At 40.6% G+C, this 26,152-nt stretch carries 25 protein-coding genes, 1 pseudogene and 2 riboswitches; of the genes and pseudogenes, 18 read left to right on the top strand and 8 right to left on the bottom strand.

What is annotated here, in order from left to right; translation table 11 throughout:
• Positions 1–34: 34 nt before the first annotated feature.
• Complete coding sequence (gene moaC, locus I858_RS14995; protein ID WP_049693646.1) at positions 35–523, bottom strand: cyclic pyranopterin monophosphate synthase MoaC; 489 nt, start codon at positions 521–523, stop codon at positions 35–37.
• A 164-nt stretch (positions 524–687) separates the two neighbouring features.
• On the opposite strand from moaC, the gene I858_RS14990 reads away from it, so the two are divergent.
• Positions 688–1,314, top strand: coding sequence for a Yip1 family protein (locus tag I858_RS14990; RefSeq protein WP_049693645.1), 627 nt, complete (start codon positions 688–690; stop codon positions 1,312–1,314).
• A 33-nt stretch (positions 1,315–1,347) separates the two neighbouring features.
• Here the strand turns inward: I858_RS14990 and I858_RS14985 are convergent, their stop codons facing one another.
• Complete coding sequence (locus I858_RS14985; protein WP_049693644.1) at positions 1,348–2,142, bottom strand: DUF2382 domain-containing protein; 795 nt, start codon at positions 2,140–2,142, stop codon at positions 1,348–1,350.
• A 141-nt stretch (positions 2,143–2,283) separates the two neighbouring features.
• Positions 2,284–3,084, bottom strand: a complete 801-nt coding sequence (locus I858_RS14980; RefSeq protein WP_049693643.1) for a YsnF/AvaK domain-containing protein — start codon at positions 3,082–3,084, stop codon at positions 2,284–2,286.
• Between the two features lie 169 nt (positions 3,085–3,253).
• Between I858_RS14980 and rpmG the strand changes: the two are divergent.
• From rpmG to I858_RS14960, 4 genes and pseudogenes are all read left to right on the top strand, one after another.
• A pseudogene (gene rpmG, locus I858_RS14975) lies at positions 3,254–3,402 on the top strand (50S ribosomal protein L33).
• 18 nt (positions 3,403–3,420) lie between these two features.
• The gene (gene rpsN, locus I858_RS14970) at positions 3,421–3,690 is read left to right on the top strand and encodes a 30S ribosomal protein S14 (RefSeq protein ID WP_049693642.1); all 270 of its coding nucleotides are present in this window, start codon (positions 3,421–3,423) and stop codon (positions 3,688–3,690) included.
• Between the two features lie 410 nt (positions 3,691–4,100).
• Positions 4,101–4,913 carry an alpha/beta fold hydrolase gene (locus I858_RS14965; protein ID WP_049693641.1) on the top strand — a complete coding sequence of 271 codons (813 nt, stop codon included), beginning with the start codon at positions 4,101–4,103 and terminating at the stop codon, positions 4,911–4,913.
• Between the two features lie 13 nt (positions 4,914–4,926).
• Positions 4,927–5,865 (top strand): GGDEF domain-containing protein, encoded by a 939-nt coding sequence (locus tag I858_RS14960; RefSeq protein ID WP_239457182.1) that lies wholly within the window; start codon positions 4,927–4,929, stop codon positions 5,863–5,865.
• A gap of 94 nt (positions 5,866–5,959) precedes the next feature.
• On the opposite strand, the gene dapA is transcribed toward I858_RS14960, so the two are convergent.
• Positions 5,960–6,850, bottom strand: coding sequence for a 4-hydroxy-tetrahydrodipicolinate synthase (gene dapA / locus I858_RS14955; RefSeq protein WP_049693639.1), 891 nt, complete (start codon positions 6,848–6,850; stop codon positions 5,960–5,962).
• Between the two features lie 126 nt (positions 6,851–6,976).
• A riboswitch (Lysine riboswitch) is annotated at positions 6,977–7,155 on the bottom strand.
• Between the two features lie 104 nt (positions 7,156–7,259).
• Here dapA and I858_RS14950 point away from each other — a divergent pair.
• From I858_RS14950 to I858_RS14930, 5 genes are all read left to right on the top strand, one after another.
• On the top strand, positions 7,260–7,871 hold the full coding sequence (locus I858_RS14950; protein ID WP_049693638.1) for a class I SAM-dependent methyltransferase: 612 nt from the start codon (positions 7,260–7,262) through the stop codon (positions 7,869–7,871).
• 58 nt (positions 7,872–7,929) lie between these two features.
• Complete coding sequence (gene ypfJ / locus I858_RS14945) at positions 7,930–8,775, top strand: KPN_02809 family neutral zinc metallopeptidase (RefSeq protein ID WP_049693637.1); 846 nt, start codon at positions 7,930–7,932, stop codon at positions 8,773–8,775.
• A gap of 145 nt (positions 8,776–8,920) precedes the next feature.
• Positions 8,921–10,084, top strand: coding sequence for a TraB/GumN family protein (locus tag I858_RS14940; RefSeq protein WP_049693636.1), 1,164 nt, complete (start codon positions 8,921–8,923; stop codon positions 10,082–10,084).
• A gap of 157 nt (positions 10,085–10,241) precedes the next feature.
• The gene (locus I858_RS14935) at positions 10,242–13,289 is read left to right on the top strand and encodes an efflux RND transporter permease subunit (protein ID WP_049693635.1); all 3,048 of its coding nucleotides are present in this window, start codon (positions 10,242–10,244) and stop codon (positions 13,287–13,289) included.
• Positions 13,290–13,503: 214 nt separating this feature from the next.
• The gene (locus I858_RS14930; RefSeq protein ID WP_049693634.1) at positions 13,504–14,715 is read left to right on the top strand and encodes a NupC/NupG family nucleoside CNT transporter; all 1,212 of its coding nucleotides are present in this window, start codon (positions 13,504–13,506) and stop codon (positions 14,713–14,715) included.
• Between the two features lie 320 nt (positions 14,716–15,035).
• Here I858_RS14930 and I858_RS14925 read toward each other — a convergent pair whose 3' ends face one another.
• Positions 15,036–15,965, bottom strand: a complete 930-nt coding sequence (locus I858_RS14925; protein WP_083553723.1) for a nuclease-related domain-containing protein — start codon at positions 15,963–15,965, stop codon at positions 15,036–15,038.
• A 541-nt stretch (positions 15,966–16,506) separates the two neighbouring features.
• Between I858_RS14925 and I858_RS14920 the strand changes: the two genes are divergently transcribed.
• Positions 16,507–16,692 (top strand): hypothetical protein, encoded by a 186-nt coding sequence (locus I858_RS14920; RefSeq protein ID WP_049693633.1) that lies wholly within the window; start codon positions 16,507–16,509, stop codon positions 16,690–16,692.
• A gap of 50 nt (positions 16,693–16,742) precedes the next feature.
• On the opposite strand, the gene I858_RS14915 is transcribed toward I858_RS14920, so the two are convergent.
• Positions 16,743–17,630 (bottom strand): MerR family transcriptional regulator, encoded by an 888-nt coding sequence (locus I858_RS14915; protein ID WP_049693632.1) that lies wholly within the window; start codon positions 17,628–17,630, stop codon positions 16,743–16,745.
• Positions 17,631–17,770: 140 nt separating this feature from the next.
• Positions 17,771–18,970, bottom strand: a complete 1,200-nt coding sequence (locus I858_RS14910; RefSeq protein WP_049693631.1) for an MFS transporter — start codon at positions 18,968–18,970, stop codon at positions 17,771–17,773.
• A gap of 366 nt (positions 18,971–19,336) precedes the next feature.
• Between I858_RS14910 and I858_RS14905 the strand changes: the two genes are divergently transcribed.
• Positions 19,337–20,851 carry a succinyl-CoA:acetate CoA-transferase ScpC gene (locus I858_RS14905; RefSeq protein WP_049693845.1) on the top strand — a complete coding sequence of 505 codons (1,515 nt, stop codon included), beginning with the start codon at positions 19,337–19,339 and terminating at the stop codon, positions 20,849–20,851.
• A 200-nt stretch (positions 20,852–21,051) separates the two neighbouring features.
• Here the strand turns inward: I858_RS14905 and I858_RS14900 are convergent, their stop codons facing one another.
• The gene (locus tag I858_RS14900; RefSeq protein ID WP_049693630.1) at positions 21,052–21,522 is read right to left on the bottom strand and encodes a VOC family protein; all 471 of its coding nucleotides are present in this window, start codon (positions 21,520–21,522) and stop codon (positions 21,052–21,054) included.
• A 156-nt stretch (positions 21,523–21,678) separates the two neighbouring features.
• Here I858_RS14900 and rlmN point away from each other — a divergent pair, with 156 nt between their 5' ends.
• From rlmN to thiD, 6 genes are all read left to right on the top strand, one after another.
• Positions 21,679–22,752 carry a dual-specificity RNA methyltransferase RlmN gene (rlmN, locus tag I858_RS14895; protein WP_049693629.1) on the top strand — a complete coding sequence of 358 codons (1,074 nt, stop codon included), beginning with the start codon at positions 21,679–21,681 and terminating at the stop codon, positions 22,750–22,752.
• Positions 22,753–22,966: 214 nt separating this feature from the next.
• Positions 22,967–23,206: a hypothetical protein gene (locus I858_RS17395; protein ID WP_239457181.1), complete on the top strand. Its 240-nt coding sequence runs from the start codon at positions 22,967–22,969 to the stop codon at positions 23,204–23,206.
• A gap of 152 nt (positions 23,207–23,358) precedes the next feature.
• Entirely contained in the window at positions 23,359–23,523 is a 165-nt protein-coding gene (locus I858_RS17390; protein WP_239457180.1) for a hypothetical protein, read from the top strand.
• Positions 23,524–23,642: 119 nt separating this feature from the next.
• A riboswitch (TPP riboswitch) is annotated at positions 23,643–23,746 on the top strand.
• A gap of 92 nt (positions 23,747–23,838) precedes the next feature.
• On the top strand, positions 23,839–24,522 hold the full coding sequence (gene tenA, locus I858_RS14885; RefSeq protein ID WP_049693628.1) for a thiaminase II: 684 nt from the start codon (positions 23,839–23,841) through the stop codon (positions 24,520–24,522).
• Position 24,523: 1 nt separating this feature from the next.
• Positions 24,524–25,309 carry a hydroxyethylthiazole kinase gene (gene thiM, locus I858_RS14880; protein ID WP_049693627.1) on the top strand — a complete coding sequence of 262 codons (786 nt, stop codon included), beginning with the start codon at positions 24,524–24,526 and terminating at the stop codon, positions 25,307–25,309.
• Positions 25,306–26,151, top strand: coding sequence for a bifunctional hydroxymethylpyrimidine kinase/phosphomethylpyrimidine kinase (gene thiD, locus I858_RS14875; RefSeq protein WP_049693626.1), 846 nt, complete (start codon positions 25,306–25,308; stop codon positions 26,149–26,151). The genes thiM and thiD overlap by 4 nt, the downstream gene beginning before the upstream one ends.
• Position 26,152: the final 1 nt, after the last annotated feature.

The raw sequence follows: 26,152 nt of genomic DNA, 5'->3' as shown, positions 1-26,152 counted from the left end.
ATGTCAAAGGGTTTTCAAATTCTTAAAAGAAAAACTAACTGCGCGCGTAATCTCCTGACTTCCCACCAGTTTTCTGGAGCAACATGGTCGGTCCAATAATCATTTCTTTGCCTGCTGCTTTGCACATATCGTAAATCGTTAAAGCGGTAGCAGAAGCGGCAGTGAGGGCTTCCATTTCAACACCTGTAGGTCCTTTGGTTTTCACTTCAACGGTTATCAATACTTCGAAATGATTTTTCTCTTTATCAATAGTCCATTGGAATTCAATGTCTACGCCACTAAGTGCTAATGGATGGCACATAGGAATGATCTGTGACGTGTTTTTAGCCGCCATAATGCCAGCGACTTGAGCAACCGCGAAGACATCACCTTTTTTATTTGTGCCTTCTTTGATTTGTTCGTAAATGGTTTTGTTTAATAAGACAGAAGTTGTCGCACGTGCTGTGCGGACACTGTCTTGCTTGTCGGAAACATCGACCATTTTGGCGCGTCCTTGGGCATTAAAATGAGTAAGTTCTGACAAAAAAATCATCCTTTCGTTAACGAATAATTTTAGTATAGCATGATGAATAGAAGAGACGAGGGTTCAGTGGTAGTGAAAAAAGCAGAGTGGATATAATTTCCGATATTTACATTATTATTCCAATGTGGTTGAATAGAATCAATACATAAAAAGGTGGGGTTTTTTTGGAACAAACGAAATACCGAGATAATTTAAATCCATTTACAGCAATTTGGACACGACCGCGTGAAACAGTCCGATATGTTATAGAAGAAAAGGAGTCTAATTTTAGTTTTTTATTAATCGTTTTGTCAGGCTTTGTCGCTGTTCTTATTGGCAATCAAGGTGCAGAACAAGGTTTTCCATTACTAGGAGTTTTATTGATGGCGCTGCTTGTTGGCCCATTGGCAGCTATTGTGGGTACGTCTGTCGGAGCAGGGATCTACTTATTGATCGGTCGTTTATTTAAAGGACAAGCAACTTATAAGGAAATGTTTAGAGCGGTACTTACTAGTCAAATTACACAGATTTGGTTGATTCCCTTTATTCTTTTATGGATATTGCTGTCTCCAGAAACGTATTTTCTACAAGCAGGGGAAATGCCATTTGAGAACGAAAGTCCGTTATCAATCATTTTGACTCTTATATTATCAGTTGTTTCTATTTGGACATTCTTTGTTCAATGTAAAGCAATAGGAGAAGCGCATAGACTCTCCGCTTGGAAAGGCTTTTTCATTATCGCGATTCCTGCAATTGTCTTTATTGCAATCGTTGCAGTGATCATTATTGCTATTGTGACTGCAGTTCTATAAACGAAAAAGCAGCCAATACGGCTGCTTTTTTGTTTATTTCTCTACTTTATTAACAGTTCCAGTTTCTTCAATATCAGCTACTTCTCGGCGCACGGTTTGGTTGACAACTTGAACGTCTTTTACTTTTCGTTTGCCAATGACAATTTCTTCACGAACGACTTTCTTTTTGCCGATATCGAGACGTTCTTCAGTTAATGGAATATAAATAGCATCTCCCTTTTCGTATGCTTGGGCGGGTGTGAGTGTCTGTGCCTCTTTTTCTGCGGTCGTTTCTTCAGAAATGACATGCTGGTCAATGTTGATTTCCTCGCGTTCTACGGGTACTTGAATTTTTCGATCTTCTTCTACCGTTTGCTTATGGACTTGGATTTCGCCGGTCTGAACTTTCTCTTTATCAATGTTTAATCGTTCTTCGTGAAGAGCAAGGCTTTGCTCTTCAGTGTCATCATGAGATGTATGTGGTAGAGAAGAGTCCAGTTGATGTGTAGCTGCCGATTCACTGTTTGTATAAAGAAGAAGTTTGTTATTCTCTACTTGTTGGAAATAATAGTCTGTTTCTGTCGCATCTAATCCCATCTGGTTAAAAGCATCTTTCGTGATGTCGTCACCAGCCAAAAAGGCGATGACTTTACCTTTAAAATTGTCTCTGTCTTGCGTATCAATATGGACAGCCGTGTGATCAATTAGTAAATTTATTTGTTCATCGTGCTTTGCGACTAAATTCAGCTCTTCTTCTTCAAATCCAGCAGCTTTTAATTCGCCGACTGCCATCAGTACGTGCGCTTGTGTATCAAAAAGACCGACGAGTTTATTTTCTTTTTTCTCCATCATTAACTCCCCCTATGTCATTTGTACCAATTATCTTCATAAGCTCTTTTACCCGTAGCTGCGCTGCTGATAAACCTTGCAGCACCAAGACATGAAAAAGCGTATCCAGATAAAATCATCCGGATACGTCTTTTCTGTTTGTTAAAGTGAATTGTGGTTTTTTTTCTTGGGTTCCACTTGTTCATCAATATCCGCTTCTTCATGACGGACGGTTTCGTTTACCACTTCAGTGTCTTGAACTGTGCGTTTTTTGACAACGATTTCTTCACTGATGACGTCTTTTTTGCTGACTTCTACACGTTCTTCTGAAAGAGGGATATGAATGGTTTCGCCATCGTCATACACGTTTTTGTCCGTCAAACCAGTTTTATCAGAGTTGACTTCTTCGTTTACAGGACGACGTTCTACATAAACTTCTTCGCGTTCAACAGGGATTTCGAGTGTTTGTTGCTCTTCAACAACATGCTTTCCAACATTCACTTCACCTGTTTGCACACGTTCTTTGTCAACGCTTAAGCGCTCTTCATGCAAACGCAAATGTTCTTCTTCCGCAGTTGTCGCTCGCGCACTCGTTTGAGTACTAGCATGTGGCTTGTACGATGTGCTGTAATCGCTATTTACGTAAAGCACCAGCTTGCCATCTTCAACTTGTCTGTAGTAATCGTCTGCTTCACCGTTTCCTAATCCCATTTGCTTAAACGCATCACGTGTAGAATCCTCACCAGAAATGAAGGATTTGAATTTACCCATCATGTCATCGTCTTCTTGTACATTTAAATGAACATCTGTTTGACCTTGAACCATAGAAAGCTGATCGTTATGCTTGGCGATCACATACATATCTTCTTCTTTATAGCCTTGTGCTTTCAATTCACTAATCTTGTGTAAAACTTCCGCTTGTACATCGTATGACTGAATCAAGTTTGTTTCTTTGTTTGTCATTGTCAATTCCTCCTAATAGTGATAGATCACCTGTAGAGTAAGGTAATAATAATGTACCCTGTTGTTTTTCAAAACAAACGCTTGCTTTCTTATTAATTTTTCAATACACTTTAAAGCGTAATGATTACTGTTTAAGAGGAAGTTAAAAGGCACAAAAGGAGGAGAAAAAATGCGAGTCAACATTAAATCAGCATCTACAGAAGCAAGTGAACCGAAATACAGCACGACAAAAAATAAACGGACAAACCCTGAGAAAAGTGAGTTAAAAAACACAGTCTACATTTTAAAGAAGTCACGGTTCATGGGGAAACAAAATAATGTTTGGGAGGTAATTTGATGGCTAAGAAATCCAAAATTGTAAAACACCATAAGCAGCTTCAGCTAATTGCACAGTTTGCTGAACAAAGACAAAGATTTAAAGAACAAGGAAATATTCACGCATTGACCAATTTGCCGAAGGATTCCTCACCGACTCGTTTGACGAATCGGTGCTTAGTGACCGGAAGACCCCGTGGGTTTATGCGTAAATTTGGAATGTCGCGTATCACTTTCCGGGAACTGGCGCACAAAGGTCAGATCCCTGGTGTTAAAAAAGCAAGTTGGTAAAACGAACTTACTCCACAACAGCAGATAAAAACCTGCTGTTCAGACTGTAGACAAAGTATCCCGAAAATGAATAGTCGTGTATAAATCTACCGGGTCTAGCCACTCCGATTTCCTGTGGGCTCAGCTTCAGCCTCCTCGTCACTGACGTTCTTGCGGAGTCTTCTGCTTTTGCTGTCCCACGGGAGTCTTCGTGGCCGGACCGGTTGGAAGTGTGAGGCTCTAATCTAGCAGATAAAAATCTGCTGTTGTTTAAATTTATATAGACTTATCACAAAAGAAAATCGTTTAAACGATAAGTCATTTTGTTTCCATCCTTTTAAATAAAACTTTTAATGCTATGATTAGGGTATATTTAACTTTTGCAAATAATTATTTTTTAAATGAGAAGTGCACAAAGGATGGTAATTAGAATGGTAGTTAAACCAGCAAGTGATATTTTAAAACGCAATAATGTTCAAGTTAGCGGGCAAGGTGAAAAAACCATCGTATTTGGTCATGGTTTTGGCTGCGATCAGCAAGTATGGAACAATACGATTATCGAATTTGCAACAGATTATCGAATTGTTACATTCGACTATGTTGGCTCAGGGAAAAGCGATAAAACAGCTTATTCGACCGAGCGCTACAGCACATTAGATGGGTACAAACAAGATCTCCTAGAAGTTTGCGATGCGTTAGAACTAGAGCAAGTACTATTTGTCGGTCACTCTGTCAGCGCTATGATTGGGATGCTCGCTTCAATTGAACGTCCAGAAGTGATGGAGAAAATGATTATGATTGGACCATCTCCTTATTATATGAACGAACCTGGCTACAGTGGCGGATTTGAACAATCTGATATCGATGAATTATTAGACATGATGGAAATAAACTATAAAGAATGGGCGAAGTATTTGGCACCTGTCGTCATGCAAAACGAAGAACGTCCTGAATTGGCTGCAGATTTTGAACAATTGCTGTGTTCAAATGACCCGACGATTGCTCGTCAATTCGCTGAAGTAACATTCACTTCAGATCTTCGTGACCAATTAGATAAAGTTACAATCCCTACGTTGATTCTTCAGCCAAAATTTGATGCCATTGTACCATTAGAAATTGGTCAATATCTCCGCGATCATATATCAGGTAGTCAATTGGTTGTAATGGAAGCAATGGGACACAATCCACATTTGAGTGATTCAGAGGAAACGGTAAAACGCATTAAGGCGTATTTAGCAGAATAGAGGAGTGAAAATCGTGGAACAGCAACTCGATAGAGCTCCTTGTGGTTATTTGGTTCTGGACGAGGAACTGCGTGTCGTTGAAATGAATAGCACGTTGCGGAATTTGACAAGCGTAAAAAATCCACAACATATTCATGATTTACTGACGATCGCTTCTCGGATGTATTTCCAAACGTACTTTACTCCTGCTATTAAAATGCACGGCACTGTAAATGAAATGTTTTTGACCTTGAAAAGTGCGGCAGGACATATGCCAGTCTTGATGAATGCAGTAGAGCAAAATGGAGTGTACGAATGTGCATTGATCCAGATGAGTGTTCGTGGTGAATACGAAAAAGAACTCTTGTTAGCCAAGCGTAATGCAGAAAAGATCAATCGTGAAACGGTAGAAGCATACGAGAAACTGCAACATTTAATGAGCGAAGTAGAAAACAAACAGCAACAACTGATTGATCTGAACTCGACACTTCAACAATTGTCCGTCACGGATTCGTTAACGGGTTTGAAAAACCGTCGCTATTTAGAAGAGCGACTTCATGACTTGTTACTGCAGGCGCAAAATGGTCGGAAAGTGGCTCTTTTAATGTTGGATATCGATTACTTTAAGCAAGTCAATGATACATATGGTCACCAAATAGGTGATACAGTATTGCAAGAATTAGCACAGCATTTAGAAATGGAAGTTGGAACGATAGGCATTGTAGCGCGTCTCGGAGGAGAGGAATTTGTCGTCGTGATGCCAGACTCAGGAATTGAAGAAGGCTTAGCTATGGCTGACTCCTTATGTAAGCACATAGAAGTTGCTGACTGGATGCATGTACCTATTACGGTAAGTATCGGTGTCGCGGTTTATGCATCTGGAGACGAAGTAGGAAGTTTGCTATCCAGAGCTGACAGTTTTCTATACAACGCAAAAGCCAATGGAAGAAATTGTGTCTTTGGCAATGAATGAAAATCTGTTAACAATAGCTGTGATATTCAAACTGAATATTGCTTAACTAAAAAAACGCTGGATCCCCCTGGGCTTCAGCGTTTTTTTAATGTATTCAATTTGTCACTGCTTCAGACTGTAAGTTTGGCAAAGACTTGCGTAATGTCAGCGTTTCTCTGTCGGTTAGTGAAATCATTGGTAAGCGGACGCCACCAGTCGGAACACCTATAATATGGAGTGCTGCTTTAACCGGAGACGGATTTGGCGCAGCGAACATTGCGTGCATTGTTGGCAACAATCGTCTATGAATCGACGCTGCTGTTTTTACGTTACCTGTTTTATAGTTTGTAATCATGTCTTGCATTTCCTTGCCGATAATATGTGCAGAGACTGAAACAACACCTGTACCACCAATAGATAGCATTGGCAAAGTTAGACTGTCATCGCCACTGTAGACAGAAAAAGCTTCAGATGTGTGTTCAATAATTTCTGAAGCTGCATCTAGATCACCGCTTGCTTCTTTGATGGAAACAATATTGTTGATCTGAGATAAACGGATAACGGTTTCTGGAAGCAAATTGACAACGCTGCGTCCTGGAATATTGTACAGCATAATGGGTAAATGCGTAGACTGGGCAATGGCTTGAAAATGCTGGAACATGCCTTCTTGTGAAGGCTTATTGTAGTAAGGTGTAACGAGCATAATGCCGTCTACACCTGCTTGTTCTGCTTGTTGAGTCAATGAAATCGATGAACGCGTATTGTTCGAACCGGTTCCTGCGATGACCGGAATTCGTCCAGCTACAGTGGTGACAGCAAACTGGAACAATGATACTTTTTCTTCTATCGATAAAGTTGGTGATTCCCCTGTTGTTCCTGCCACAACAAGACCGTCAGAACCATGGCTGATTAAATGTTCAATCAGTTGTGCAGTTGCCTGGAAATCGATTTCTCCTTGATGGTCGAACGGTGTTACCATTGCTGTGATAAGTTGGCCGAAGTTCATAAAAAGCACACCCTTTTCTAATTTTTTTCGTAGCTTAGAGGTGAGGGAGCAGTTACGAATAAACAAAAAAGCAGCAACAGGGAGCCTGTTGCTGCAATAGAAACAATGTTTATGATTCGTTTCTGTGCATCAGATAGCCCTCCATATAGTTTCCTATATGACAGTCCTGCACTTATTGAATGCAGACCCAGTGAACAGAAATGTGAGATTTCCGTCACTTCGGCAAATCCCCCTTTTGGCAAACGTCAACGGATCTCCTACTCCTCGTTTTGCGTACTGATGGTTTTTGCGCCTCTATCCTACTCCTGTAAAACAAGAGCAAGAAATATTGAATTAGCTGTACTATAACAAATTGTTCTATCAATTGCAAGATACGAAAAGTAAAATGGGGTAGAAGAAGGTGAATAAAATGGATGAACAGAATGACGAACAAAAACTTAACATTATCACAGTAGGAAACCAACAAGGATTTACAGATTCTTTGCATCACAACCGTTACGAACCAACGCCTTACAAACTATTAGATATACTGTTTCAGCAGTACACGTTGTCAACAGGAGACCAGTTTGTAGACGTCGGTTGTGGCAAAGGAAGGTTGAATTTTTACGTTCATCATTTATTTGGAGTAAGGAGTACAGGAATCGAAATGAATGCCCTTTTTTATGCAGAAGCTCTGGAAAATAAAAAGCGTTATATCCAAAAACATAAAGATGCTGAAACGAGTATTGCTTTTTACAATGGACTGGCACAGCAATACCCGATAGCAAAGCAAGATAACGTTTTTTATTTTTTTAACCCTTTTTCTGTCCAGGTATTTATCGCATTTCTAAATCAGATTTTACGTTCTGCTGAAAAAGCGCCACGAACAATCAACGTAATATTGTTTTTTGCTTCACAAGAGTATCGCGATTATTTGGAAACGCGAACGACTTTTCAATTGATCAATGAAATTCCACTTCCTGATTTTTACAAAGAGCCACGCGAACGATTTTTAGTTTATCAGTTGTCTAAAATGGATTAGCATAGCGGTAACAAAGGGTATGATGATATTAAAATATTTTCGAAGCGAGGCGACTTTTATGGAGTGGAAAGGCAGAAAAGCGAGTAGAAACGTTGAAGATCGACGAGGCAAGGGTGGCGCGATTGTTGCAGGTGGCGGCATCGGAGGTATTTTAATTGTCTTGCTGGTAGCATTTTTAGGGGGCGATCCAGGCATCATTTTAGATCAATTAGGTGGATCACCAGGAACCACTTCAAACCAACCGTACAATACGACACCTGAGGAAGAAGAACTGGCTGAATTTGTCTCAGTTGTTCTGGCAGACACAGAACAAGTATGGACAAGAGTGTTTGCAGAAGAAGGCATGGAATATGTAGAGCCGACACTGGTTTTGTATACCAACAGTGTTGAATCTGCCTGTGGAACAGCAGGTGCATCAGTTGGTCCATTTTATTGTCCAGGTGATTACAAACTGTATATCGATTTGAGTTTTTACACAGAATTACAAACGCAATTTCAAGCGCCAGGTGATTTCGCTATGGCCTATGTCGTGGCACACGAAGTCGGACACCATGTCCAAAATTTACTGGGTGTAATGGAAAAAGTACAGCCGCTACGCAATCAATTGAGCGAAGAAGAGTACAATAAAGTGCAAGTGCGCTTAGAACTGCAAGCCGATTATTTATCTGGTGTTTGGGCCCACCATGCACAAGGTATGGGTTATTTAGAAGAAGGTGACTTAGAAGAAGCATTGACTGCAGCAAGTGCGGTAGGAGACGACACCATTCAACAGCGGTCCCGTGGTTACGTCGTACCTGAGAGTTTTACACACGGTAGTTCCGAACAACGCCAAAGATGGTTTAAAAAAGGGTTTAAGTCCGGTAATTTAAAAGAAGGCGATACCTTTAATGCGACTGATTTGTGATGTTACCTAAAGTAGAAATCACTTTTAGCATGTAAATAAAAGGGTGCAGCATTGATATTTTTGCTGATGTGATTCATTATATAAAATAGACAGTCTTTTCATATGCATGAAAAGAAATAAAGTTCTATAAAGGAAGTACAGTAGGATGGATGACAATATCACACGTATAGAATATGGTGAAAAAGAATTGATCCTCATCGGCACGGCACATGTTTCTAAAGCCAGTGCAGAACAGGTTAAAGCAGTTATTGAAGCAGAACAGCCAGATGCTGTTTGCATTGAATTAGATGCGCAACGATTTGAATCAGTAACGCAAGACAGCAAATGGAAAGAAACCGACATTTTCCAAGTGATTAAAGATAAAAAAGCAAGCTTATTGTTAATGAACTTGGCTATTTCTTCTTTTCAAAATCGACTTGCAGACCAGTTTGGTATTAAACCTGGGCAAGAAATGATTCAAGGCATAGCATCCGCTGAAGAAATAGGAGCAGAGCTGGTGCTAGCAGATCGCAATATTCAAGTTACGTTTTCGCGTATTTGGGGCAATATCGGTTTTATGGGTAAAGCACAGTTATTGACGTCTGTGTTCTTCAGTATTTTCAGTAAAGAAACCATTTCAGAAGAAGATTTGGAGAAGATGAAGTCGCAAGATACATTGAACGCGGTAATGGATGACTTTACGAAAGCTTTTCCAAAACTAAAAACACCGCTTATTGATGAGCGCGATCAGTATCTAGCACAAAAAATAAAAGAAGCGCCTGGTAAAAAAATTGTCGCTGTTCTTGGCGCAGCTCATGTGCCAGGTATTATTAAAGAAGTTCATAATGAGCACGATTTAGTAAAATTATCAGAAGTGCCGCCAAAGTCAAAGTGGCCGAAGATTATTGGTTGGGCAATACCTGTAGCGTTAGTCGTGATGATTGCGATTACGTTTATGAATAACCCTGCGGCCGGTATCGATCAAACCATTAGTTGGATTTTGTGGACTGCATGTCTTGGTGCAATCGGAGCGGCGATTGCTTTTGGCCATCCATTAGCGATTTTGACCGCATTTGTCGGTGGCCCTATTGGTGCCCTTCATCCTCTTTTAGCCGCTGGGTGGTTTTCTGGACTAGCACAAGCATATGTTCGTCGTCCGAATGTGGGGGATTTCCAAACATTGTCGAAAGATGTGTTTACTCTTAAAGGATTTTGGGACAATAAAGTTACACGCGTACTACTCGTAGTGGTTTTGACAAATCTAGGAACTGCAGCTGGTAACATCATTGGAGGAATTGACGTAATTCGTTTGTTTTTCCAAAATCTTTAACCGTGAATTTGAGACAGCTACTAAAGCTGTCTTTTTTTAGTGGAGAAAATACTTTTTGCAGATGAGCGCGTCATCTGGTTTTTTGGAGCTTTTTACTAGTGTTTTTAAATGCATAGTTATACAATAGTTATACAAAAAATGCAGAGGAGGCTAACTGATGAAATATATATTAGATCGAAGCAAGTTATTCATATTTTTAATTTTAATTCTGTCAATCGTTGGAGCATATGTCTTTCTCACATTACCTCAACGTGAAATTCCAGAAACACCTCCAAGCCTCGTATTAGTTTCAACAATCTTGCCAGGTGCAGGACCTGAAGAAGTAGAGACGTCCATAACCAATCCACTGGAAAATGAAATCCAAAAGGTAAACGGCATTGCTTCACTGCAATCTGTTTCTGCTAATTCTGCTTCTATCATCACGTTAGAAATAGAAGATGGTGAAAATCCAGATGAATTGATCAATAGCATTCAGCAGCAGGCCGGAAATGCAGCTTCAGGATTTCCAGACAACGCATCAGAAACAACAGTGGAAAAACTAGATTTAACTTTTCCTTTAGTGTCGTATATGTTCTACGGAGACAAAGAAGAACTGGCAAGTATGGAAGATGCGTTAGCTACGCTTTCTGAAGAAGTAGAAGCTGTTTCTGGAGTTGCTGGAACAACGGTTAAAGGTTTAAACTCACAGCAAGTTCTGATTGAACTCGATAGTGAAGAACTGGCCGCTAATGGGCTTCAGCCGTTTGAAGTGTTCCAATCGCTTCAACAAGCAAATCAGCCATTGTCACTTGGAACACATGATAATGGCAACGAGCAAGTGAGCCTAACTGTGCAACAAGGTCAAGGCATCGACAAACTAAAAGAACTGCAAGTAGGAGCAGCGGCAGTACCACTTGAAGATGTTGCGACGATCGAGACGATAGATCAAGAAACGGAAGATATTGTGACGTTTGAAGGCGAAGACGCCATTTCGTATACCGTCTTTTTGCAAACAGCACAAGATGTTCCTTCTGTAGATGACAAGGTCTCTAAAGTTATTGAAGAATTTGCAACCGATCTTCCAACTGGCGTTCAAGCTGAGAAATACGAATCTCAAGCGGATAATGTGAATCAAATCTTCGACAGTTTATACGTTTCATTGGCCATCGCTGTCTTAGCTGTTTTGATCGTCACGACAGCTGGATTAACGCTGTTCGGATCTTTTGCAGTCGCGTTGACTGTATTAGCTTCTGTACTCATCGGAATGATTCCGATTCCTTGGTTAGGCGTTGACTTGAACCAAATCTCAGTGATTGGTCTCATTATTGCCATCGGTATTTTAGTCGATGACAGTATTGTCGTTAACGATAATATTCAGCGGCGTTACAAGCTAGGGGATTCCGCTCGCGATGGAGCGATTACTGGCGTGCGTGAAGTATACCCATCGATTATTTCTTCTAGTTTGGCGATTGTCGTGACATTCTCTCCATTGTTATTGCTATCAGGTGGCAATGGCGCGTTTATCAAGGCCTTGCCCAGTATTTTAATTACGACGATATTAGCTTCAACAGTGCTGTCTATTACACTTGTCCCCATGATGCAATATTTGAAAACGAAACGAAGAGCAAAGAAAATTTCAGATACTCCTGGATTCTTAGGGAAACCACTCGAGAAAATTGCGTTGTTTTATTCGAATAAAGTGTTGAGTGGTGTATTAAAACGTCCTTTACTTGTTGGAGTCGGAGGCTTGTTAATCGCGACAGGATTATTATCTCTTGCGCTCTTTACGCCTTTTGAATTTTTCCCAGCAGCTGACCGTGAAGAAGTAACGATGAACGTCCGCCTTGCAGAAGGTACGACGATTGAAAATACGGATGAATTTCTTGCTAGTTTGATAGAAGAAGTCAAATCTGAAGATGACGACATTGCTGAAATTTCAATCTTTTCAGGTGAAGGATTGCCAAACTTGTTTGCTTCTTCAATGAACAACACAGGGGGCAACACCGGTCAAGTGGTATTCCGTATTGACCGTGAACAAACAACTGCTTCGGACTTTATCGATAAATGGCAGCCCGAGTTGCGCGAACGTTTCCCAGAAGCCGAAATTTTCTTGGATACGATTGTACAAGGGCCACCTGTAGGAGCTCCAGTTACAGTGGATATTACAGGTGAAGATATTGAAGAATTGGCGTCTATTCGCGATGGATTAAAAGAGCAATTGTTGGCAGAAGGCGCTACGATTGTTACGGATAATTTAGGCGACCCGGTTCCAGCGATTGAATATGTGCCAAATCAACAGGCGCTGCAAGAAAACAAAATTGCGCTTAGTTCAGTGACCAATCAACTTCAGCTTTTGACACAAGGTGTGCCGCTTTACACCATTTATGAAGGTCAAATGCCATACCAAGTGTTCTTGAAGCAATCAGGCATTGACGATGGTCAACCAATTGACTTGTCTCAATTCGATGTTCCAGCAGTTAGTCAACAAGGACCACCGACATTGGTGCCGATGAATGAGTTGCTAACACCAGAAGACACAACGAAATTGTCACAGGTACCGCATAAAGAAGGAGACCGTTCAATTACGCTTCGTGCATTTGGTGAGATTGATGACTTTGAAAACAAAATGTTGGCTGTCATTGACAAAGAGCGTGAGTCATTGACAGATGGCTACGAATTATCGACAGGTGGAGAAAACTCTGATCAAGAAGCTTTCTTTGCTGAAATTGGTCTATTGTTCTTAGTTGTCATTTTGCTAGTTTACTTAGTTATTGCGTTCCAATTTAAATCGTTTAGCTTACCATTCCTTGTGTTGATCGCAGTTTACTTAGGTATTTCTGGTGCAATTCTTGGATTGTTCTTAACGCAAACACCGTTAAGCTTCCTTGGCGTTATGGGAATTGTTTCTCTAACAGGGATTGTTGTACGAAATGCAGTTGTGTTGATTGACTTTGTAGAAACACGTCGTCTATCAGGGGACTTTGATATTAAAGAAGCCATTGTCGAATCAGGCTATGCTCGCATCAAACCAATCCTTTTGACAACTATCACGTCAATTATTGCACTCGTGCCAGTCGCATTGTCAGGAGATCCATTATTTGAACCGTTAGCAGTTACAATCATTGCTGGACTTGCATTCTCAAGCTTGTTCACATTGGTAATGATTCCATCACTTTACTTAGTGTTTTACCGCATCAATCGCCGCAGAAACAGTGTTGCAGAATAATTCTAAAATACGTAGCCTTTAGGCTGCGTGTTTTTCCTTATAAAACAAAAGGTAGCGCGTAAATGAATAGAGAATTTTCAAAATGAAAACGTTTTTATATTGTCACAGGATAGATATTTACTTATTTCTTTAGGTTTGGTAAGATGTCTGACGACAGTAGAGTTAAGCGATGTATTTGTTTAATTTTCTGATAAAAAACCGATGAGGTGAAGTTGTGAATTTATTATGGGGTATCTTTGGTGTATTCGTTGTTCTCGGAATCGCCTTTCTATTATCAAGTAGCAAGAAATCTATAAAGCCACGAACAATTATCGGCGGATTGACTATCCAAATCACATTTGCCTTTATGGTGCTAGAGTGGGAATTTGGAAGAAAGATGTTATTGTTTGTTTCAAATAAAGTACAAAATGTAATCGATTACGCAGGTGAAGGAATTGCTTTCGTATTCGGTCCTGCCGCGGACACCACGAATTTTGGTTTTGTTTTTGCTTTTCAAGTGCTAACGATTATTATTTTCTTTTCTTCTTTGATCTCTGTCTTATATTATTTAGGCGTTATGCAGTTTGTTATTAAAATTTTGGGAGGCGCTTTATCAAAACTTCTTGGAACCAGTAAAGCAGAGTCGATTTCGGCCGCTGCCAATATTTTCGTAGGTCAAACAGAAGCACCTCTTGTTATTCGTCCGTTTATTTCAGGCATGACAAAGTCAGAACTGTTTGCAGTTATGACAGGTGGACTCGCTTCAGTAGCTGGTTCTACATTAGCGGGTTACGCACTTCTGGGTGTGCCGCTTGAGTACTTACTTGCTGCGAGTTTCATGGCAGCACCAGCAGGCTTAATCATGGCTAAAATGATGATGCCTGAAACAGAAGAAGTCATAGATAAAGACTTTTCTATGGAGAAAGATGAAGAGTCAGTCAACGTTGTAGATGCAGCAGCACGTGGTGCAGCTGATGGTTTGCAGTTAGCATTAAATGTGGGGGCTATGCTTCTTGCATTCATTGCATTAATTGCGTTGTTGAATGGTATGCTTGGCGGTATTAGTGGATGGTTCGGCTTTGGAGGGGTAACAATCCAAAGTATTTTGGGTGTTATCTTCTCGCCTCTTGCATGGGCGATTGGCGTACCTTGGGCGGAAGCTGTTCAAGCGGGTAGCTTTATCGGACAAAAATTAGTGCTCAACGAATTTGTTGCGTACTCAGCCTTTGCTCCTGAAATTGCTAACTTGTCACCAAAAACAGTTATTGTTATTAGTTTTGCTCTTTGTGGATTTGCCAACTTCAGCTCGCTTGCTATTTTACTTGGAGGACTTGGTGCAATTGCACCAGAACGTCGTCCGGATATTGCGCGTCTCGGTATTCGTGCCGTTGCAGCAGGTGTGCTCGCTTCTTTATTGAGCGCAGCAATCGCTGGTATGTTTGTTTAAAGTTACTTTTTTCAAAGGACTTGCAGAATACGCAGGTCCTTTTTAGGTTTTCGTGCTTTTCGCTAGCGAAAAGCGAGGCAATTTGTGTTTGGGGTGCGAGCGTGAGAAGGTGTGCGCGATTGAAGAGCGGAGTGGGCGCATCATATGCACGCTTGGACTGAGATATGCACGCTTCCCGTGCGATTACGCACGTTCACAAAAATTTACGCACGTTCAAGTGAGACTTATGCACGTTCGCAGAAAAATACGCACGGTCGGAGAAAAAAAGCGCAAAAAAACGACGAAAAAAGCCTCCCATTTTAGTGGGAAGCCCTACTCTATTATTCCCGTAAGTAATAAGAAGAAGCTTTATATTCTCCAATCTGCTCTAAATCTAGCTGACGTAGCAGCCTGGTGGCGACTGCTCTTGATTCGAAGCCGCAAAACTTACGAAGTTTGCGATTCGTTATAGCCGTCTCTACAAATGTAAAGTATTCCTGAATCGCTAAAAGATGCGCATATGCATCTCCTACTCCGCAACTACTGCAAATCCAACTGCGCTTGTCACGTTGCATCGTAAGAGTCTTGCAGATTCGACAATAAACGCCAGTCTGTAAATCCTTTGGATCAATGAAATAGTGCGCGCACAATGTGGGGTGTTTGTAAGGGGTTTGATTGGTCAAAATCAATTTCTTGATTTTAGCCAGTTTAATCGTTTCGGCTTCTTGGGGGAAAGCCAGCAGAATTTTCAACAGGTATTCGATCATTTGGTAAGTCTTACAACTAGCGACGCCGCGCGGTTTAGAAATGAATTCGCAGTCTTTTGCGGTAAAAACAATCAAACCAGTTACCGGCAAATTGATTTTTTTCAGTTTAAAAAATTGCGTTAGAAAGCGAATATGCTTATTTAGCTGAACTTTCGGGTTGTCCATAACCGTTTTTTCTCCAGTTGAATTAACACGAGAAAATTCATCCGTCTGTTCATCAAAATGTAGTTGGCCGCTGATGTTTTTGGATTCAATGATGATTGCGCAGTATTTAGTCAGCAATAGACCATCCATTTGCACCGGCCAGTTGTCGATTTTCAAGTTTACGTCCCATAAGATATGGAACTCTTCTTCAAAATAGAATTCATTGAATTTCTTTTGTATACGGCTTTCTCCACGTTTTCCTGCCGTGGTCCAATGGAGTTCTCTTTCAAGAAATTGCCGTTGCGGATGGTGATAACCAAGTCTCGTTAGTAGTAGAGTTAAAGCGTCTGCTTGTGTCAATGGACTAATTTTCTTAGTTATGTTATTCACTCCTCTATATGAATTACTTGAATTATAGCATTCGCAACTTTCTTGCAAAAGCTTATTTTGAAACCCGAATTACCAGCTTTTCGCTAGCGAAAAGCGACCAAACCAACTAGTTTTTGCGGCTTATGCACGGTTATTCTGAAATGCGTGCGTCCAGCCAGAAATACGCACGTTCACAAAAAAATACGCACGCTCAGACCAGCGTTACGCACGTTCATTTAGAGATACGCACGGTCCCGCTTACAACACTCATCTAACAAGAAAAAATGCGTGACAGTTTTTTGAAGAAATACACTCTGATTACGACAGAACTGTTGTCTCTCGACATTAAACTTAATACTAGATAGCGCCATTGCGGCGAATTTAATCAGTATCGCCGGTTTAATATTGATTGATTTCCTTTTTTCATTACGTAGGATACTCAATAAAAGCAGTGACATACTCCCTGAGCAAGTGCGTTTTTATCTATGGCAGTGTACAATAAAGACAAGAAGATTCAAAGGAGCGGATATAAATGAAATACACTAAATCCAAAATGGAACAGTTGGTTAGCGATCATCCCGACTTGAAAAAGAGGTTGAAAGTGTTGATGAAAGAGATGGAGCTTGAAAAAGGCTTTGCGTTAAAAGCGCTTTATCACTCCGAAGTAACGGACAACGGACCTTACCAGAAAGACTACCAAGATCTCGATTTACTTTGAAATACGAAAAACTCCCTCAATCCGACGATTGAGGGAGTTTTTTTATCTTATTAAAAGTTTTGGTCATCTAACCATTTATGCCAAGTTTTGATGTCGCTGCCAAGATACGAACGATTGCCTTGAATTTGCTCGCAGTCCACTCCAGGGCCACCTAACACAAATTGCATCCCTGGATTTGCAGCACTTAACGCATCCATATACGTATTGGCGACTGGTAATAAACGGGGTGCCGCAATCGACATGCACATTAATTGAAAGTTTTGCTTGGTGACCAGTTCCGCTAAACCTTCTAGTGGTGTATCAGGTCCGATGTAGGCTACGGAAAATCCATTTTCACGTAAAAATAACGTAAACAAAAGTAAGCCTAGCTGGTGATGTTCCCCACTAGGGTTTAATGCCATTACTTTCGGTAAGTTTGGTAAGATCGGAAAAACACGAAAAAATTGATTAAAGCGTTGTTGCACAATATTGGTAATCATGTGTTCGTGAGCAATACTAATCACACCATCTTCCCACTCAGTTCCGATACGGACCATGAGCGGTGCAATAATTTGAAAAAAAACAATTTGATGATGAAATAGCGAAAAGTGCAAATCTAGCAAATAGTTAAAGCGTTCGGTATCCATTTCAGCAGCAGCTTGAAAAAGTTGATTAATTTGTTCACTGTATTCAATCGTTTCTTTTTCCGTATCTTGATTAGTCGGAACAATAAATTTCTTGCGTGAAACATGTAATTTTTTTACAGCTTCGCTGATTTTTATACCATTATCTTGCACTTGTATTTTAAGCCATTTTAAATCTTCCAGATTTTGATCCGAATACAAACGATGTCCAGATTCTGTTCGAGCAGGAGTGATTGCATTATAGCGAGTTTCCCAAGAACGAATTGTCACTTTCGGCATATCTAAGATTTTGGCGGCAGCTTTAATGTTATACATAGCATGACCTTCATTCTATAGATTTATAGTATATGTTGTACAAATATTATACATCTAGCGATTAGAGACGTAAAGCGAGAGCCGAAGCAAAATAATCATAGAAAAACGGAGTCTGCAATGAGACTCCGTTTTGTAGTTTATTAAATTATGGGTGAAGGCTTTGTTGCACGTGAACGTTGCCAAGCAATTGTGATACCTAAAGTAATTAATAGCATGATTAATCCTAAAATAAATGGGAAAACAATATTAACATCGTAAAGAACACCCGCAAGCAAAGGACCAATTACGTTGCCAATACTCATATAGGCATTGTTCATGCCCATCGCAAATCCAACTTCACCTTCAGCCATTTTGGAAATCAAAGTATTCAACACTGGGCGTAAAATAGACGTAGCTAAGAAAATTACTAAAGAAACCACAAAGAACATCGCATAACTTCCGGCAAAAAGAGACATCAAAAAGCCAAATGCTGCTACACCAAGAAAAGCAATCAAAACAGCCACTTCACCGTACCGACGAACAATCCGATCCACCATAAACAATTGAACAACTACGCTGACGACACCTGTAGCGGTAATCATAACAGCAATGTCTTTAGTGGTAGAATTGAATTGGTTGTCTAAGTATAAACCCACCACGGATTCGTAAGCCAATAAACCAAAGCTCATCACAAGTGTAATAACTAATGGAATAAAATACGGCATTTTCGTTGAACGACCGATCTTAGTCAACATGGATTCTTCATCTGTTAGTTTCGCTGCCAGTGCAGGATCTGCATCTGTTGCGTCATGTTCTTTTAACCAAAGGACAGAAAAAAGAACAGCGGCTAGCGAGACTAAAGCCGATACCAGAAAAGGCAATTTTATAGAGAAATCTGCCAAAAACCCTCCAATTCCAGGTCCCACGACAATGCCAAGAGACATCGCTGCAGAAACCATGCTCGTTCCTTTTGCGCGTTGATCAAAAGTCGTGATATCTGCGATATAAGCAAAGATAGCTGGAATTAGCATTGCTGCACCAATGCCTCCTATAACGCGAGAAAAGTACAACACCCAAATAGAATTAGAAGCATAAAAAACGAACATGGAAATCGTTAAACCGGCTAATCCGTATATAATCATTTTGCGTCGACCGTATTGGTCCGCCCACTTACCGGCAATGGGAGAAAAAAGAAATTGAGAAGCAGCGAATATGGCAATCATTAAGCCAGCTGCTATGCCACCTTGGTTAATGGATACAAGATAAGAAGGCAAAATCGGAATGACGATACCAAAGCTTGCGACCGCAATAAACATATTGATCATTAGAATAAAAATTTTCTTTTTTTGGTCTGCCGACATGGCGTGTAGCCTCTTTTCTTCTATCTACTCGTATGGATTTACTATCTAGAACTTTTCTATATTATTTCAGCTGGACTTTATTGTCAATGCTGTTGACTTAAAGTGGGATGTTTCTAAAAATCTATAGATTCAGCACCATAATAAAGACAAAAAATTAAGTGTGTACTTTTTAAAGGGTTATTGCATTTTTCAAGTTATTTGCAACAATAAAGCGTTTTTTATATGGATATTTGGTTGGTTTATTGCAAGAATGTGAAGACATAGAAAAGAAAGCTCTTATTTGGGAGTCAGAGGTATCTTATGGATAGTAGAGATGCGATATAATAAATGTACAAGAAAAAAGAAGGATGTTGAAAGGTGATGGAAATGGACAGTAAACTTCTACGTATTAAAGCAAGTCAGTTAAAAGACAGAGTGGTTTCTGCTGAAGAAGCAGCGTCTTGGATTAAAGACGGAATGACCCTTGGGTTAAGTGGATTTACTCGTGCAGGAGATGCGAAAGCAATACCTTATGCGTTAGTAGACCGCGCAAAAACAGAGCAGTTTAAAGTAAATGTCTTTTCGGGAGCTTCACTAGGTTCAGATGTAGATAAGTTAATGGCTGAAGCGGGGATTGTTCATAAGCGGTTGCCATTTCAAGCAGACCCGTCTATGCGTAGAAAGATAAACGATGGAGAAATGTTATTTGTCGATCATCACTTGTCGCAAACAGCTGAATGGATTCGAGCAGGAGTGATTGAACCGATTGACTTTGCTGTTATTGAAGCACTAGAGATTACAGAAGATGGCATGATTATTCCAACAACATCTGTGGGGAATTCGTCGGTTTTCGTTAAGCATGCAAAAAATGTGATTATCGAAATCAATCTGGCACAACCAGAACTTTTTAATGGCGTACATGATATTTACGAACCCGGAAAACAAGGGCAGCGCTCGCCAATTCCGTTACAACACGTTGATGATCGTATTGGAACAATAGGCATACCTGTCGACTTTGAAAAGGTCAGAGGCATCGTATTTACAAGTCAAGCTGATTCTCCTTCAACGATTTTGGATTCAGATTCAGAAACTGAACTAATCGCTGAGCATCTCTTGACGTTTCTGCGAGCGGAAGTAGCTTCGGGACGTTTAACTAATAAGCTAGCTCCTTTGCAATCAGGAATTGGTTCAGTAGCCAATGCGGTTCTTCACGGCTTGATCGATTCAGAGTTTCACGATATGGAAGTATACTCAGAAGTTCTTCAAGATGCCGTTTTCGATTTGATTGATGCAGGAAAAGTAACATTTGCTTCAGCTTCATCAATTACATTGTCTAAAGAGAAAATGGCGCAAGTGTTTGGCGACTTTGCTAAATACCGCGATAAACTGGTATTGCGGCCGCAAGAAATCACCAATCATCCGGGACTGATTCGCCGCCTTGGATTGATTTCCATCAATACAGCACTGGAATTCGATATTTATGGAAATGTTAACTCGACGCATGTGTCAGGAAGTAAAATGATGAACGGCATTGGCGGTTCCGGAGATTTTGCACGGAATGCTCGATTGTCTATTTTTGTTACCAAGTCAACTGCAAAAAACGGCGCAATTTCAAGTATTGTCCCGTTCGTTACGCATATAGATCATACTGAACATGACGTAGATGTAGTGGTGACAGAGCAAGGTTACGTAGATTTACGCGGACTTGCCCCGCGCGAACGAGTCCCGCTTATTATTGAAAATTGCGTCCACCCAATGTACCGTGAACAAATGCGAGCTTATTACGATGAAGCCTTGTCACGTGGTGGCCAAACGCCACATGTGTTGGAAAAAGCATTTTCTTGGCACACTAACCTAACCAAAAACGGCACCATGCTACAAAAAAAAGAACAACTTGTCTAAAGAAAAGCGGAAGCCGCCGTTTAGCTCCGACAGGCGTAAGACAAGCTGGCGAAGTGGCGTTTTTCAGCCACATAGCCAGATTGGTTTACGACCCCGAGGAGCTGGCTGCTGGAGCTAGACACTAAAGAAGGAAGCCGCCGTTTAGCTCCTGAACATATGAAAAACCCAGGCGCCTAAGAAAGGCAGCCTGGGTTTTTCAATTACCGGTTTCCATAAATTTCAGATGTACTGCGTGTATACAATTCAATAATGTGACCGAAAGGATCTTCTGTATAAACTAAGTAATGTGGCTTGCCTTTGTTGACATTCCAAATCTTACTGCGTTGCTTGCCGCCGTGTTGAACGACTTTTTCAATCGTATCGACAAGATCATCGACAATTAAACAGATGTGAAAGAAACCAACATGAGGTGAATAGTGTTCGGCGTGATATGTAGGATTCTGGAATTCAAAAAGCTCGATGCCAACACCGCTTGAAGACATTAAATGGACATTGCGCATTTTTTTCAACGCTGGACCTTGTAGATCTAATGACATCGCATCTGAACCTTCATTCGCCGCGTCAAAGTCGAATGGACCAGCCAAAATATAGAAGTCTAACACTTTTTTGTACCAGTCAATTGCTTTTTCCAAGTCTGGAACTGCCAATCCTACATGCGTAATAGCGCTCATAACAACAACTCCTTTCTCCCTTTCTGTACCCCTAGCCACACGAAAGTAAGCAAGTGCACAAATCAGATTTTTCTGTCTAAACAAAAATAGTTGTTGTCAAGCGTTATTTTTAGTAATATAATAAGCAATTGTGAAATTTGAAATGAGGGTTCTAAAATGAAAAATTCCATTTATGGATTAACGATAGACCAGTTAAAAGATTGGTTTTTAGCAAATGGCCAGAAACAATACCGTGCAACGCAAGTGTGGGATTGGTTGTATATTAAACGTGTTACCCAATTCAACGAAATGAACAACTTGTCGAAAGACTGCATTCAACTACTTGAAGATAATTTTGTCATCCGTACTTTGGAAGAAACAGTCAAGCAAGAATCTGCAGATGGCACGATCAAGTTTCTTTTCAAAATGCAAGATGGCAACTTGATTGAAACCGTATTGATGCGTTTTAAATACGGTAACTCTGTTTGTGTAACTACACAAGTGGGCTGCAATATTGGCTGCAGTTTCTGTGCCAGCGGACTATTGAAGAAAAGCCGCGATTTAAACGCGGGCGAAATTGTTGAGCAAATCATGCAAGTGCAAGCACATTTTGATACACAACAAAAAGAAGAGCGTGTCAGCCATATCGTTGTTATGGGAATCGGCGAACCATTCGATAACTATACAAACTTGATGGGCTTTTTAAACATTGTAAACTCGCAAAAAGGATTAGCTATTGGTGCTCGCCATATTACCGTATCGACTAGTGGAATCGTGCCGAAAATCTATGAGTATGCAGATGAAGGCTTGCAAGTGAACCTTGCAATTTCAATTCATGCGCCAACTAATGAATTGCGTACGCGTATTATGAAAATCAACAAAGCGTATCCAATCGAGAAGTTAATGGCTGCGATCGATTATTACTTGGAGAAATCCAACCGTCGCATCACGTTTGAATACATTATGCTGCGTGACGTCAACGATCATGTAGAAGAAGCCATTCAATTGGCGAAGTTGCTCGAAGACAAGCGCCACTTATCTTACGTCAACTTGATTCCGTACAATTCGGTTGATGAACACGATCAATATCAACAAAGTACGCCGGAAGCAATTGCTGCTTTTTATGATGCTTTGAAGAAAAAAGGCATCAACTGTGGCGTACGTCATGAGCAAGGCGCCGACATCGATGCAGCTTGTGGTCAATTACGAAGCAAGCAAATCAAAAAAGAGAAAAAAGCAGTAACCGTTTAATAAACACAAGCGCTCCTGAACTTTCAGGGGGCGTTTTTTTTATGTTGAAAAATAAATGATTCTAAGTTGCGCTCCTTCAAAAAATACGTATTTTAAATTGCTGAAACTTTCCGAAGCCTAAGAACGTATGAATCTTAGTAGAATGGGTAATTCACCAATCGATTTTTAAATAAAAGTCTAATAATAATCGTGTATTAACAAAGGAAGTGAAGGATTGAAGAAGGTTCTGTGTATAGGGATTTTCCTTGGAACGACTGTCTTAACTAGTTGTAGTGGCCTTTCAACATACGAGGATCATGAAGTAGCCGCTATTGTAAATAATCATGAAATTACAATAGGGGATTTACGATTTTTATATCCTGACGATAGCGCATTAGATTATTTGGATTCAGCAATCCAAGTAGAGTTAATTAAACAAGAGGTGAGGGAAATGGACCTTGATATTTCTGCTTAGTTGACGGGGGAAAAAAACCATGATGATTTTGAAAACTTCCTCCTGAAAACACAAAAGATGAAGGCAGTAAGCAAGTACGTGCATATGCTATAGCTCAAGCTAAAAAACTAGATATGTCACCTGAGGAGTTCCAAACACAATACGCTAAAAAAATGAACGAACAAAATGCTTACATCAATGCGTATCTTGAGGAGAAACTGGGGAGTGGAGATATTAGTGGTCTCGAATGGATGGAGGAATTTGGGAAAGATTATATGAGCTTAGTAGAAAAGTTGGTGGAGAAAAATGAAAATGATATTACCGTGTTTATTAATTAATAGTTTTAAGAAATGCTGATTACTGATACATGCAATTCTGTCTAAAATTAGTGGGAAAATTGATAAGGACTATTGTATTATCAGAATCTATGATATAGTGATGTCGAAAACACAAATAAAAACACCACTAGGGGAGCCGGATATCGGCTGAGACGAGCATAAGCTCGGACCCTTTGAACCTGATCTGGATCATACCAGCGGAGGGAAGTGGCGACCGTCTGCTATTTTCTTATCGACTGCATACGCCGCTTTCCTTTACTGGGAAGCGGCGTTTTTATTTTTGTGTAAGTTCACACAAAAAAAGGAGATGGAGAAATGACTTTTTGTAAAGAAGTAAGAAAAGAATGTGACCCCCTATGGCAAGCGAGTTTCGATCATCCATTCGTTAAAGGAATTGAAGATGGTACGTTACCTATGGATCGCTTCCGTTTTTATGTCATGCAAGATGCTTATTATTTATCACATTTCGCTAAAATCCAAGCACTCGGTGCATCTAAAGCAAAAGACTTGGAAACGACGCAACGCTTTGCCATTCATGCGGCACACACTAGCACGGCTGAGTTGTCTTTGCATGAATCATTTATGGAAATTCTTGAAGTCACAAAAGAAGAATGGGCAGTGTTCGAACCTTCTCCAACAGCATATGCGTATGTATCTCATATGTATCGTGCGTCTGCAGGGGACCTCGCAGATGTATTGGCCACGATTTTGCCTTGTTATTGGTTGTATTACGAAATTGGGGAGCGATTAAAAAATGCTAAACCCAATCATCCAATTTATGATCGTTGGATTAAAACTTACGGTTCCGAAGAATTTAGCGAACTCGTTACGGAGCAAGTTGAACGGATGAACCGTTTAGCAGAAGAATTGCCAGAAAAACGCCGCAACGAATTAAAAGACCATTTCCAAAAAAGCAGCTATTACGAATTAAATTTTTGGGATCAAGCTTGGAAAAGACAATCGTGGTCGATAGATTCAATCGATAAAGTAGGTGTGTAAAGTGTTTCAACAAATAAAAGAAAAATCACCACTTATACATTGCATTACAAATCATGTCGTGTCGAATTTTCAAGCCAATGGTCTTTTAGCGATCGGCGCTTCGCCTATTATGGGAGAAGCGCATGAAGAGGCAGCGGAACTTGCTGCCTTATCGCAAGCAGTGTCTTTAAATATTGGCACCTTGCATGCGGAATCGTTGAAAAGTATGTTGATTGCCGGAAAAAAAGCCAATCAATTAGGAATCCCAGTCGTATTAGATCCCGTTGGAGCTGGAGTGAGCAAATTCCGAATCGAAGCTGTTCGAGAAATCTTAGGAAGAGTAGACGTTAATGTCCTTCGCTGCAACGCAGGAGAGCTTGCAGCGATAGCTGGAGAACAGTGGCAGTCAAAAGGGGTGGACGCGGGAGAAGGACTTCTAGACATTAAAAAGCTCGCTGTTTCTACTGCTAAAAAATTAGGACTACTTGTAGCAGTCACTGGAGCAACAGATATTATTACAGATGGTAAATCGGTGAGTAAAATTCCTTTTGGAAATCCAATGATGACATCTATCACGGGAACCGGTTGTTTATTGAGCAGTGTAGTCGCTGCAGGACTAGCTGTTTCCACTAATAATCCGATGAAAACTGTTGAAGACGTTTTCCGTTTTTACGCAATTGTGGGTGAACGAGCAAGTCGAAATGCAGCACTATCTGGAGATTTCCAGGTAGCTTTTCTAAACCAGTTAGCCAGTCTAACGGATCGAGAAGTAACGCAGCGAATTTCTCTACAGGAGGAAACTGTATGAAAAAAACCCCAGAAACTTTGACAATAGCAGGTTCAGATTCCGGAGGAGGGGCAGGCATCCAAGCAGATTTGAAAACTTTTCAAGAACTCGGTGTCTACGGTACTTCAGTTATCACGGCAGTCACAGCTCAAAATACAACAGGAGTCAGCGCCATCTATCCGATGACCATTCAAGCGGTTCAAAAGCAATTAGAAGCAGTAGGCAATGATTTCAACATTGCTGCATTGAAAACGGGCATGCTATTCAATCCTGGAATTATTAACGAAACAGCGAGAACGATAAAGCAATTTGGATGGGAAAACCTAGTTGTAGATCCAGTCATGATAGCTAAAGGTGGAGCACATTTGTTGCAGCAAGAAGCAATAGAAGCATTGAAGGTTTATCTCTTGCCACTAGCGTTAGTGGTAACACCTAATATTCCAGAAGCAGAAATGTTAACGGGCATCACGATTCTGGACGATGTGAGTCGTCGTCATGCAGCCAAGGAGATTTTGTCGCTCGGAGCGAAAGCGGTCGTTATTAAAGGCGGTCACGGAACGGATCCTAATCATTCGGAAGATTACTTGCTGCAATCGACTGGTGAATCGATCGTGTATCGTTCAGCCCGTATCTCAACAAATCAAACACATGGCACAGGTTGCACGTTTGCAGCGGCAGTAACGGCTGAGCTTGCAAAAGGAAAGTGTCTGCAAGAAGCACTCTTTGTAGCAAAACAATTTATCCAAGCTGCGCTCAGTGATCCGCTAAACATTGGTGCAGGTCACGGGCCGACAAACCATGCAGCTTATCGTGAAAGAGGACTAGAAGAGCAGGGGGTAAACAAAATTGAAGTTTTCTACTAAA

The sequence above is a fragment of the Planococcus versutus genome (genome assembly GCF_001186155.3).
Classification (GTDB): Bacteria; Bacillota; Bacilli; order Bacillales_A; family Planococcaceae; genus Planococcus; species Planococcus versutus.
This window is presented reverse-complemented; position numbering and strand designations above follow the sequence as displayed.

Coding starts and splice junctions, on each gene's coding strand:
- I858_RS14910 (WP_049693631.1), bottom strand. CDS start 18,970: ATGTCGGCAGACCAAAAAAAGAAAATTTTTATTCTAATGATCAATATG.
- I858_RS14900 (WP_049693630.1), bottom strand. CDS start 21,522: ATGAGCGCTATTACGCATGTAGGATTGGCAGTTCCAGACTTGGAAAAA.
- rpsN (WP_049693642.1), top strand. CDS start 3,421: ATGGCTAAGAAATCCAAAATTGTAAAACACCATAAGCAGCTTCAGCTA.
- I858_RS17390 (WP_239457180.1), top strand. CDS start 23,359: ATGAACGAACAAAATGCTTACATCAATGCGTATCTTGAGGAGAAACTG.
- dapA (WP_049693639.1), bottom strand. CDS start 6,850: ATGAACTTCGGCCAACTTATCACAGCAATGGTAACACCGTTCGACCAT.
- I858_RS14950 (WP_049693638.1), top strand. CDS start 7,260: ATGGATGAACAGAATGACGAACAAAAACTTAACATTATCACAGTAGGA.
- thiD (WP_049693626.1), top strand. CDS start 25,306: ATGAAAAAAACCCCAGAAACTTTGACAATAGCAGGTTCAGATTCCGGA.
- I858_RS14980 (WP_049693643.1), bottom strand. CDS start 3,084: ATGACAAACAAAGAAACAAACTTGATTCAGTCATACGATGTACAAGCG.
- I858_RS14935 (WP_049693635.1), top strand. CDS start 10,242: ATGAAATATATATTAGATCGAAGCAAGTTATTCATATTTTTAATTTTA.
- rlmN (WP_049693629.1), top strand. CDS start 21,679: ATGAAAAATTCCATTTATGGATTAACGATAGACCAGTTAAAAGATTGG.
- I858_RS14965 (WP_049693641.1), top strand. CDS start 4,101: ATGGTAGTTAAACCAGCAAGTGATATTTTAAAACGCAATAATGTTCAA.
- tenA (WP_049693628.1), top strand. CDS start 23,839: ATGACTTTTTGTAAAGAAGTAAGAAAAGAATGTGACCCCCTATGGCAA.
- I858_RS14940 (WP_049693636.1), top strand. CDS start 8,921: ATGGATGACAATATCACACGTATAGAATATGGTGAAAAAGAATTGATC.
- ypfJ (WP_049693637.1), top strand. CDS start 7,930: ATGGAGTGGAAAGGCAGAAAAGCGAGTAGAAACGTTGAAGATCGACGA.
- I858_RS14985 (WP_049693644.1), bottom strand. CDS start 2,142: ATGGAGAAAAAAGAAAATAAACTCGTCGGTCTTTTTGATACACAAGCG.
- I858_RS14905 (WP_049693845.1), top strand. CDS start 19,337: ATGGACAGTAAACTTCTACGTATTAAAGCAAGTCAGTTAAAAGACAGA.
- I858_RS14920 (WP_049693633.1), top strand. CDS start 16,507: ATGAAATACACTAAATCCAAAATGGAACAGTTGGTTAGCGATCATCCC.
- I858_RS14915 (WP_049693632.1), bottom strand. CDS start 17,630: ATGTATAACATTAAAGCTGCCGCCAAAATCTTAGATATGCCGAAAGTG.